This is a genomic window from Aquimarina spinulae (assembly GCF_943373825.1).
Lineage (GTDB): Bacteria > Bacteroidota > Bacteroidia > Flavobacteriales > Flavobacteriaceae > Aquimarina > Aquimarina spinulae.
Map to the genome: position 1 here is coordinate 293,930 of NZ_CALSBP010000002.1, position 11,744 is coordinate 305,673.

The window sequence follows — 11,744 nt, forward strand, 5'->3', positions numbered from 1 at the left end:
AAAAAACAAATACCAAATGCATTAAAGTATATGATTTTAACAAAAAAAGTACAGCCTCTTATTTTAAGAAATAAGAGGCTGTATTTAAGCTTATCTGTATTTTTTATTCTACGATAAGCTTTTCAAGCTGTTTTTTCCCTTCCGATTCAACCTGAATCAAATAAAATCCTGGTTTCAGTTTATGTGAATTGAATTCGAAAACATATTCTGTATTTCCTGCTTTTACATCTTCAAGTATTTTTCTTTTATCTATCAAATCAAAGATTTGTATTAGCACAGGCAATGGTTTTGTAGAAGAAACATTTACATTAAATCTACCGTTTGATGATGGATTAGGATAAACTGAGGCTTCAAATAACTTTGATTCTTTATCCAATGGCATACTTAATGACTCTTGATTATCTCTTAAAACAACATTCTCATTCGATTTATCAGCATCTATGCTTTGAGCAACAGTTATAGTCGCATAACCGCTATTGATTCTTTGTTCGTAGATTTCATTTTTTGTAAATTCTTTGTAAAAAGAGGGAGAACTTACACTTACAAATTTTTCACTTCTTCTACTTCTACATCTAAAAACTTTTCTTGTTCTAGAAACAGATTTAAACTCTACACTCACTAAACGCTTACTTTCATTGTATATCTGAGAAAAGGAATAATTTCTATTTATGAATCGTATTCCTTGTGAATTATTAAACAAGAAATCTTCTGAACCATCATCAAATATGGCTTTAATCGATTGTAAACCATCTAATGACCCACAAGAAGATGGACCCGAACCAATATACCCACTTATGGTCAATTGGTAGTTTTGTGCAAATGTGGTAAATGTGATGGATAACATCACTAATAATAATATTTTTTTCATGGTTTTAGGTTTTAAAAGTTATACTAAACTCTTTAGAAGTTTTAAAAATACTCTGAAATTTTCACGAATACTTCACTGTTTTCAGGGGTTTTCATATCTAAATAAAAAACATAACAACCTGATTACAAATAGAATATCTTGTTGTTTCCTAAAATGAAATGATAATCTAAATCTCTCGGTACTAAAAGCAGAGGAGTTCTACCCTATTTTAAAACCAGTAGAGTCGTATATGATTTAAAAAATCTTAATTATCATATCAGATATCAGTTTTGACATACTTTTAATAAAGACTATTAAAAATAGATGTAAATTTGAAACACATTCGGTTGATGGTTTTAGATGTCGAACTTACCTGATTATAAATAAACTTTTAATTGAATTGATTTTTCCCAGTGAATATGAAATCAGAAACTCTTTATAAACTTCAATTAGATTAATGGATTCATTAACCCAAATCGTACTAGGAGCTGCTGTAGGAGAAGCTGCTCTGGGTAGAAAAGTAGGTAATAAAGCTATGCTTTGGGGCGCCATTGCAGGAACTATTCCTGATCTGGACGTACTATCCAAACTTTTTGTTGATCCTGTTACAGCAAATGAGTTGCATCGTGGGTTTTCGCACTCCATACTCTTTAGTATACTCGCCGCTCCGTTATTTGGTTGGATGATCTCTAAAATCCATCGCAATAATGAAGCAGACTGGAAAGATTGGTCAAGGCTTATGTTTCTGGGCCTTTTTACACATCCTATTCTAGACGCATTTACCACATGGGGAACTCAGCTATTCTGGCCTTTTGATTATAAAGTTTCTTTTAAAAATATTTTTGTTGTAGATCCTTTGTATACCATACCATTTTTGATGTTTGTGATCCTGGCAATGTTCTATAAGCGTACACATCCTAAAAGAAGAAAGTTCAATACCCTTGGATTATACATTAGTAGTATTTATATGTTTATAACATTGGGACTAAAATGGTATACGTATGGGGTGTTTCAGACCAATCTCGAAAACCAACATATTCGATATAAAGAGATTCAAACAAAACCAACTCCTCTCAATAGTATTTTATGGACTGCTAATGTAGAAACCGAAGATTCTTTTTTAATAGCATATTATTCTCTATTAGAAAAAGAAGATATTATTACTTTTTCAGAATTTCCTAAAAACCATCATCTATTGGGTAAAATGAAAGATGATCCTCTTATTCCCAGGTTAATTAAACTATCAGAAGGTTGGTATACTATCGAAAAAACGAATGACAAATTATTTTTTAATGACCTCAGGTTTGGGCAAATGGGAGTGGGTGAAGAAGCAAATAGATTTGTATTTAGCTATGAACTATTTTATGATGATAATGGTACTCTAACTGCTAAAGAAAGAGAGAGAAATATGGATGATGCTTCTCCTCTGCTTAAAAAGTTATTTAGCAGAGTATTAGGAAATAAATCATAAAAGGCCCCTATAAAAACATCTACAATCCTATTGTATATCCTTCGATAAACCAGATGAGGACACATATGATTATTACATTCTCGTAAAGGATAGATATTATAGTTTTTCTTTTTTCAAAATTTCTATATGACGCATTAATCGCTTTACATCTAACGGTATAGTCCCATTATATACTCCTCTAATATATCCTTGTGTATCGACAAGTATAAAATTTTCTGTATGTATAAAATTATTCTCGTCCTGGGTCTTTATAAAATCTTCATCTGCAAAATATCCTTCGCGAGCAATCGTATAGATCTCGTCTTTGTCCCCCGTTACCAGGTTCCATTTTCTATGATCTATATTATGCTTTATTGCATACTCTTTTAAAACAGGAACCGAATCATGCCACGGCATTACTGTATGTGACAATAATTTAATAGCATTATCATCTTTATACGTTTCCTGAATTAAATTCATGTTTTTGGTCAGCTTGGGACAAATTCCAGGACAGATCGTAAAGAAAAAATCAGCAACATATATTTTACCCTTATAGGTATCATTAGTAATCGTATCCCCATTTTGGTTGATAAATGAAAAAGAAGATATTTTATGTTTTCCTTCAAGGTCAGATGCGGTAAGCCACTGTGGTGTAAAATCAGAAGCAATAAAATAAGGTAACTTATCTACCGTGGGTTTCACAGTAGCTTTATCTTCTTGTTTTTTACATGAACATACAAGAATTGTACTTATAAATAATGATAAAAATAATCTCATTTTTTTAATAAATTTTTGTAGAGTCCTTCTTTATAGTGTAGCATTTTTTTAATCCAATAAGACCAAATCGTTCCCCTTTAATCACTTCATAGTTTGCTCTAATGTTACCATCGGATCTAAACAATTGTTGTTTGCCTTTCTCTTTTCCGTGGTTAAACCGAAAAGATTTTAAAATCTGTCCGTTAGCATACCATTCCATTACACTACCATGATATTTTCCTTCTTTATTAAAATGATACACGAATTTATGATGATTATCGGGCCACCATCCTTGATGAGTACCCACTTTTATTCCTTTTTTATAAAAACGTTTTGTTCTAAGCTCTCCATTTTCATAAAAAGACTGTTCTTCTCCTTCTTTTCTTCCATCAACATAAATTACTTTTGATTTTATCTGATCATTTTTATAATAATCTATCAACATTCCCGAAAACAGTTTGGTTTTATAAAACAACTCACCATTATCAAGATGTAAATTAGTATTGGTTGTCATAACAATACGATCAGTATCTTCAGAAATACAGCTTACCAGGATTGCTAGTATTATGATAAAACTCAATACCTTTTTCATTTGTTCTTTTTTTATTATTTTTTAGTTGTCAGATGGAATTCGCCATTGAACATCTCGATTGGTATCAACTTTAATTGTTATGGCTCATTTCACACCATCAAATTTTAGTAATTGCTGAAATTTCTTAATACTAGTCTTATCTCCTAATTTGTAATATTTCCGGGAGTACCAAAAAAACCATTTCCGTTAATATATGGATCTTCAGATGTAATATGATAATGGTAAATCCCATCAGGGAAATCAGTAGTAGCACTCGTATGACCATGATATTCATCTAGATCTGTATTGATAATTTCCTCACCATGTTCAATGGGACCATACACAGGAAAACCATCGGCCAATAGGCCAAGAAACGTATCCTCTCCAAACGTATTGGTAAGATATTCTGGTTCCTGATGATAATGATACCCTCCTTGCTGTTGAGGATGCCCAAGATATTGATCAAATGAATTAATCTCTGAAGTTAAAGGTTGGTTATTAGGCCCTGCATATTGATTGTAAAAAACCACTCCGTTAATTGCAATACCCATGGCACCTAATGCTGTTGCTTCTTTTGTAGTAGCTTCTGCCGGACGTATCGGGACGGTGATCGTAATATTTTGTTCTGCAATTCTATTAGGGTTTAGAGCAAAGTTTGTATTACTACCTGTATAAGGTTCGTATAACTCTGTTTCCCATTCGGTATCCAGGTAATACGGAGATTTGTGATCAGGGAGGTTATTTGTTGTAAAAATCACGTTATCTCCACTAATCTCATACGATAATCCTGCCGCATTAAATTTGGTTAATATCGAACTTATGTCATAATCTGTAGAGGTTACGATCTCGCCATCACCATCATTATCTACTGTTGTATCATCATCGTTAGAGCACGCAATACATGCGAATATAAAAAGTAAAAAGAGAGTAAAAAAAATTGAAATTGATTGGGGCTTTTTCATAAATATGTAGTTTTAGTTCATCGTATTTCTCCTTTAGACTTTTATAATTACAAATGGTTTAATCATAACCCATCGCCCGTTTTAAAATTAATATTATAAAAAAGCGTCAATTCGAGTGATTTTCATAGTGAAACGAAGAAAAATTGTACTTCGGTAAGCTCAGTAGGGTTATTGAGAATAGCTTTTTTGATCCCAAACTCTATTCTCGATACACTTCTTCCTATGGGCGAAGCACTCGAATTGACGAATTTGGAATTCAAAAATATCAAAATGCACAACGAGTTAATCATAACATATTGAATACATAAAGATAAGTTCATATTAAATTGAATTGTTATGGAAATCCATAAAAGCTGAAGGAATAAACTTCTAATTATTATCTGGTTCTTTTTAATATCTATTTTTATATTGCAAGTCAAATATTCACATTTATGAGTAGTACATATAAAGTTAGTGTAAATACTATTTTTGATTTTGAATTTACCGAAGAAGACATTTCAAAAATAGATATAGTAAGTAATTCTAAATCAACCCATCACATTCTTAAAAACAACAAATCTTTTCATACAGAAATTGTACAATCAGATTTCAATACTAAAAAATATACTGTAAAGGTTAATAACAACAGTTACCAGGTAGACATCACCAACGAATTAGATGCCCAGATCGCAGCAATGGGATTCTCTATTGGGTCTTCTAAACAGGTAAATGCGATTAAAGCTCCTATGCCTGGGCTTCTTCTGGATATTCAGGTTGAAATAGGTCAGGAAGTAAAAGAAGATGATCCTTTACTTATTTTGGAAGCCATGAAAATGGAAAATATTATTCTATCTCCCAGAGACGGAGTTATCAAATCTATTTCTGCCTCTACAGGGGATGCAGTAGATAAAGGACAATTATTAATCGAATTCGCTTAGCCTGTCACAGGCATTAAACAGAACCATGTGTTCAAATATAGTTTAATATGAAAAAAATACTAGTAGCAAACAGAGGTGAGATTGCCATTAGAGTGATGACGACAGCTCGTAAAATGGGAATCAAAACCGTAGCAATCTACTCTACCGTAGACAGAAACGCTCCACATGTAAAATTTGCAGATGAAGCTGTCTGTATTGGTGAAGCACCTTCTAACCAATCTTACTTATTAGGATCCAAAATCATTGAAGTTGCAAAGCAATTACATGTAGATGCGATACATCCCGGATATGGATTCCTTAGTGAAAATGCAGAATTTGCGGAAGAAGTAGAAAAAAATAATATCATTTTTATAGGTCCAAAATCAAAAGCCATTAAGGTGATGGGAAGCAAATTAGCAGCCAAAGATGCTGTTAAGGCTTATGATATCCCTATGGTTCCTGGTATAGACGAAGCTATTACCGATATTACCAAAGCAAAAGCTATCGCTTCAGAAATAGGTTTTCCTATTTTAATTAAAGCCTCTGCAGGTGGTGGTGGAAAAGGGATGCGAGTGGTAGAAGAAGAAAAAGATCTCGAATCACAAATGAATCGTGCCATTAGCGAAGCTACCTCGGCATTTGGAGATGGCTCTGTATTTATCGAAAAATATGTTGCCTCACCACGACATATCGAAATACAAGTAATGGCAGATAGCCATGGCAACGTAGTGCACTTATTCGAAAGAGAATGTAGCGTACAACGACGACATCAAAAAGTAGTAGAAGAAGCTCCTTCTGCTGTACTTTCTCAAGAATTACGATCCGAAATGGGAGAAGCGGCTGTTAAAGTAGCCAAAGCCTGTGACTACCTTGGTGCCGGGACTGTAGAATTTCTTTTAGATGAAAATCACAATTTCTACTTCCTCGAAATGAATACCAGACTACAAGTAGAACACCCTGTTACCGAACTTATTACAGGAACAGACCTTGTAGCATTACAAATAAAAGTAGCTCGAGGCGAAAAACTACCCATACAACAAGAAGATCTAAAAATAAAAGGACACGCTCTGGAGTTACGAGTATATGCAGAAGACCCGCTTAATGATTTCTTACCCAGCGTAGGAAACTTAGAAACCTATCAATTACCTGTTGGAAAAGGGATTCGCGTCGATAATGGTTTTGAAGAAGGAATGGATATTCCTATCTACTACGATCCCATGCTCTCGAAGCTAATTACTTATGGAAAAACTCGTGAAGAAGCGATACAATTAATGATAAAAGCAATTGACAATTATACTATTAAAGGAGTACAAACTACATTACCGTTTGGTAAATTCGTGTTTGAGCATGATGCCTTTAAATCTGGTAATTTCGACACACATTTTGTAAAGAAATATTTTATCCCCGAAACCATACAATCGGCAATGGAAGAAGAAGCTAAAATTGCTGCCTTAATTGCTATGAAACAATACATCGAAGATCAAAAAACGTTACGCATACCAACACTCTAATATTATGGATTCAAAAATAAAAACATTACAAGATAAAATTGCTCAGGCAAAATTAGGTGGTGGTGAGCAACGTATTGAAAAACAACATCAAAAGAAAAAATTAACTGCCCGTGAGCGTGTAGAATATTTGCTTGATGAAGGCTCTTTTGAAGAAATTGGTATTCTGGTGACACATCGTACTACCGATTTTGGGATGGATAAAGAAATCTATTATGGCGATGGTGTAGTTACGGGATACGGAACCGTAAACGGACGATTAATCTATATTTTTGCACAAGACTTTACCGTTTTTGGTGGTGCTTTATCCGAAACCCATGCCGAGAAAATCTGTAAAGTTATGGATATGGCTGTAAAAATGGGAGCACCAATTATAGGGCTTAATGATTCTGGCGGTGCCCGAATCCAGGAAGGAGTTCGCTCTCTGGGTGGGTATGCCGATATTTTTTATAAAAACGTACAAGCCTCTGGAGTAATCCCCCAGATCTCTGCTATAATGGGCCCTTGTGCCGGCGGTGCTGTATATTCTCCTGCAATGACAGATTTTACCATGATGGTAGAAGATACCAGCTATATGTTTGTTACCGGACCTAATGTAGTAAAAACAGTAACCAACGAAGAAGTTACTTCTGAAGAATTAGGAGGCGCCAGTACCCATTCTACAAAATCAGGAGTAGCACATATCACTTCTTCTAATGATATAGAATGCCTCGAAGATGTAAAAAAGCTACTAAGTTACCTACCACAAAGTAATAAAGAGCAGCCTAAAAAATTAGAATATACCTTAACCAACGAAGTAAGAGACAACCTCTCTTCTATTGTACCTGATAATCCCAACAAACCTTATGACATGCACGAGGTAATTAGCGGGATTATTGATACAGACTCCTTCTATGAAATTCATAAAGACTATGCAGAGAATATCATTGTAGGTTTTGCCCGTCTGGGCGGAAGAAGTATTGGGATTGTAGCCAATCAACCTCAATTTCTGGCTGGAGTTTTGGATGTAAATAGTTCTAAAAAAGCTGCGCGATTTACACGTTTCTGTGATTGCTTTAATATCCCTTTGTTAGTACTAGTAGATGTTCCTGGGTTCTTACCGGGAACTGATCAGGAATGGAATGGTATTATTGTACACGGAGCCAAATTGTTATATGCCTTAAGTGAGGCTACCGTACCTAAAGTAACGGTAATTACCCGTAAAGCCTATGGTGGTGCATATGATGTGATGAATTCTAAGCATATTGGTGCTGATCTTAACTATGCCTGGCCTTCTGCAGAAATTGCAGTAATGGGTGCCAAAGGTGCCAGTGAGATTATTTTTAGAAAAGAGATCAAAGCAGCAGATGATCCGGCAGCCAAACTTGCCGAAAAAGAAGCTGAGTATGCCGAGAAATTCGCTAATCCATACCGAGCTGCACAACGTGGTTTTGTAGATGAAGTTATCTTACCTAAAAATACCCGAAGAAAACTCATAAAAGGATTTAGCATGCTCGAAAATAAAATTGTCGAGCGCCCTGATCGAAAACATGGGAATATTCCTTTGTAGATACATATACAAACCCTTCACAAGTTCAAGAACTTTTGAAGGGTTTATTTTCTCTAGTATATTTCGAATATGCAGCAATATCGTCCTTATTACCCTGCCCGAAGTCAGAAAAAATAAAATTATAAAGCATTCCTTCCTTATATAGATTTTTACACTTTTCTATACTAAAAACTACACATTACCTGCTCTAATTTTAATAGAAACCTTCACAATTATCAAGCTTTTTTTCACTGAAAACAGGGTTTTTTTTAAGTATTAATTCATGTAATTTTACACTTTGTCCCTTTATTTTTTGTAAACAAATCTGTAGAAGAAAAAGTTAGCTTCTACTGATTTAGTGACGTATCCCAACATTAAATGAAAAGTCAAATGAAAAAAATACTATTATTCTTACTACTTATTATCTCTATTTCTTTAACAGGTCAAACCACCTACTACGTAGCTGTAAACGGAAATGATTCTAGCGGCAATGGTTCTAACGATACTCCCTGGGCAACCATCCAACATGCTCTTAATACTGTTACAGATGGTAGTACAATTTTGGTAAAACCCGGTACATACAATGGGCGAGTTAGAGTTCGAGGAAGTTTTACTACTGGTGTTTTGGTAAAATCACAAGTGTCTTATATGGCAAAATTACGCAATAATACTACCGTTATTACCGCCTATAAAAGCCCTAGTGGTTGCCACGGTATTACTTTTGATGGTTTTGATATAGCACATGATGCTCCCGGTGCTGCGCCTTTAGTTATTCATATTGATGGAGATGGGAATGGCGATGTACATGATATTACATTTCAGAATTGTGTTATACATGATAGTTACAATAATGATCTTGTAAAAGTAAATGCCGCCTCATACAATATCACTTTCCAGGGGAATTTATTTTTTAATCAATCCGGATCTGATGAGCATATCGATGGTAACAGTGTAGAAAACTTAATTATACAGGATAATATTTTCTTAAACGATTTTTCGAGTAGTGGCCGTACTAATAACAATGATACCAGTAGTTTTATTGTTATCAAAGATAGTGGCGGTAGTAATGATATCTATACCGGTTCAAGAAATGTTAAGATTCGTAGAAATGTATTTCTAAATTGGGAAGGAACAGTAGCTACAAACTTTGTTCTTATAGGAGAAGACAGTGAGCCTCACTATCAAGCCTTTGATGTTATGATAGAAAATAATCTAATGCTGGGAAATAGTAGTAATCCTATGCGGGCACCTTTTGGTATTAAAGGCTGTAGAGATATTACTTTCAGAAATAATACAGTAACAGGAGATTTACCTGCTAATGCATTTGCATTTAGATTTAACAGAGAACCTACCAACCCTATTATCAACACTATTAATATTTATAATAATATATGGTCTGATCCTACCGGGACTATGAATGATTTTTCAGATTGCCCTATATCTCATACCGATACTTATACCCTAGACACTAACTTATATTGGAATAATGGTACTCCTATACCCCAAGATAGCAGTGATAAAATTAACAGTGCAGATGATGCAAACGGGATAACTGCTAATCCACTGTTAGGAAATCAAAACAATCTAATCATTCCTCATTATGATTCTTCTTTAAACCAATTTAAAGATGGTTCGGTTACGATTAGAGAAGCATTCGAACGCCTTGTAAACACATATGGAACACCCGAAACCAATAGTCCTGCTATTAATATAGCAAGGGCAGATCAGCTTCCTTCAGATGATATCTTAGGCAGGCTACGGGTAAATGCCGATATCGGTGCAGTAGCACCAGGTGCTGTAGAAAATAATGAATTAGCACTAATTCGACCAGATAATGGTTCAGAAAATATTTCCATTACTCCTACTTTAGAATGGTCAGGCTCCGCAAGTTCTTATACTTTAGAAATAACCGATTGTAGCCCCATAGATCCCCCTCCCCCTCCAAGTCCTACAATCGGTTTGGGTCTGGATCAATTTAATCTTATCGAGGGTCCGAAAACGATTACACAGATTCCTGATGATCTATCCGGATTAACTTACAACAGTACTACTACTACAATTTTTGCTGTGATCAACGATCCTCCCCGACTGTATGAATTGAACTTAGATGGTGATGTTATAAGAGCTATTCCTCTACAAGGTTTTAATGATACAGAAGGTTTGGTATGGGTTAATGGTACCGATTTTTTTGTTATTGAAGAAAAAAGAGGGCGAGCGGTTAAAATTACTGTAGAAAACACAACAATAACCATTTCTTATCCAACAGATTATATTCAACTTCCCGGTAATTGGGGAGCAAATAATGGACTGGAAGGAGTGTCCTATAACCCAAATACAAATGAACTAATATTGGTGAAAGAAAAAAGTCCGTTAACTATATATTCTTTAGAAGTACCCGCAGATCTATCAACTCCTCCTACGGTTACCAATCCATTCGATATTGCTACAAATAATTTTGGATTTAGAGATTTGTCTGGTTTACATCATTTGGGAAGTAACACCATACAGCAAGAAACTCATTTTCTTGTATTGAGTCATGAATCCAGAGCATTAGTAGAAACCGATATGACCGGAAAAGAATATAGTCGTTTAGATTTGGGTACTAATGGCGCAAATGGCACCTTACCCAATAGAATTCTCCAGGCAGAAGGCGTAACGGTAGATAATCAGGGGACTATCTATATCGTAAGTGAACCCAATACATTTTATAAGTTTTCTAAGTCAGCATCTGCAAATGCTACCAAAATGGCCCCTATATTTACAGCCTCTAATATATCTGAAGAATCATTTGTTGTACCAGAAAACACCCTAAATATAAATACAGAATACTGCTGGAGAATAAAAGACAATGATACAGGAGATTGGACTTCTTATTTTTCGTTTACTACAGGAGATAATGAAAATCCGCCTCCGCCACCATTGCCTGTAGAAACTACCAATACTATCCAGGTTTTTCCTAATCCAGCAGACACCTTCCTTAGTGTTTTATTTGATTTTGATGAGCTTCCAGAAAATATACAAGTTTTCATGTATGATATTTCGGGAAAAGAAATAATGAGACAATCCTCTGCAAGTATTGTAGATAATGCGTTGAATATTAATGTTAGTCGATTCTCTAAAGGTTGTTATTTCATAAAAATCAAATACCCTAAAGAGGATATCGTTAAAAGTTTTATCAAGAGGTAATTTAAGTAGATACTTTAAACCTGAGTTCGGTCTAGATTTA

9 protein-coding genes are annotated in these 11,744 nt (G+C 34.6%); 5 read left to right on the forward strand and 4 right to left on the reverse strand.

Translation table 11 applies throughout. The features are described from left to right. Window positions 1-103 precede the first annotated feature (103 nt). The gene (locus NNH57_RS06950) at window positions 104-868 is read right to left on the reverse strand and encodes a T9SS type A sorting domain-containing protein (protein ID WP_074409228.1); all 765 of its coding nucleotides are present in this window, start codon (window positions 866-868) and stop codon (window positions 104-106) included. Between the two features lie 436 nt (window positions 869-1,304). On the opposite strand from NNH57_RS06950, the gene NNH57_RS06955 reads away from it, so the two are divergent. After that, complete coding sequence (locus NNH57_RS06955) at window positions 1,305-2,318, forward strand: metal-dependent hydrolase (RefSeq protein WP_074409229.1); 1,014 nt, start codon at window positions 1,305-1,307, stop codon at window positions 2,316-2,318. A 96-nt stretch (window positions 2,319-2,414) separates the two neighbouring features. On the opposite strand, the gene NNH57_RS06960 is transcribed toward NNH57_RS06955, so the two are convergent. The 3 genes from NNH57_RS06960 to NNH57_RS06970 all read right to left on the reverse strand — a co-directional run bounded on the left by NNH57_RS06960 (window position 2,415) and on the right by NNH57_RS06970 (window position 4,586). Beyond that, on the reverse strand, window positions 2,415-3,074 hold the full coding sequence (locus tag NNH57_RS06960; RefSeq protein ID WP_108809410.1) for an SCO family protein: 660 nt from the start codon (window positions 3,072-3,074) through the stop codon (window positions 2,415-2,417). A 4-nt stretch (window positions 3,075-3,078) separates the two neighbouring features. Further along, entirely contained in the window at window positions 3,079-3,645 is a 567-nt protein-coding gene (locus NNH57_RS06965; RefSeq protein ID WP_074409231.1) for a toxin-antitoxin system YwqK family antitoxin, read from the reverse strand. Window positions 3,646-3,788: 143 nt separating this feature from the next. After that, complete coding sequence (locus NNH57_RS06970; protein ID WP_074409232.1) at window positions 3,789-4,586, reverse strand: YHYH protein; 798 nt, start codon at window positions 4,584-4,586, stop codon at window positions 3,789-3,791. 431 nt (window positions 4,587-5,017) lie between these two features. On the opposite strand from NNH57_RS06970, the gene NNH57_RS06975 reads away from it, so the two are divergent. From NNH57_RS06975 to NNH57_RS06990, 4 genes are all read left to right on the forward strand, one after another. Further along, entirely contained in the window at window positions 5,018-5,503 is a 486-nt protein-coding gene (locus NNH57_RS06975; protein WP_074409233.1) for an acyl-CoA carboxylase biotin carboxyl carrier protein subunit, read from the forward strand. Between the two features lie 47 nt (window positions 5,504-5,550). Then, entirely contained in the window at window positions 5,551-6,993 is a 1,443-nt protein-coding gene (gene accC, locus NNH57_RS06980) for an acetyl-CoA carboxylase biotin carboxylase subunit (protein ID WP_108809409.1), read from the forward strand. A gap of 4 nt (window positions 6,994-6,997) precedes the next feature. Next, window positions 6,998-8,539 (forward strand): acyl-CoA carboxylase subunit beta, encoded by a 1,542-nt coding sequence (locus NNH57_RS06985; protein WP_108809408.1) that lies wholly within the window; start codon window positions 6,998-7,000, stop codon window positions 8,537-8,539. Between the two features lie 369 nt (window positions 8,540-8,908). Then, on the forward strand, window positions 8,909-11,704 hold the full coding sequence (locus NNH57_RS06990; RefSeq protein ID WP_159099343.1) for an SdiA-regulated domain-containing protein: 2,796 nt from the start codon (window positions 8,909-8,911) through the stop codon (window positions 11,702-11,704). Window positions 11,705-11,744 lie beyond the last annotated feature (40 nt).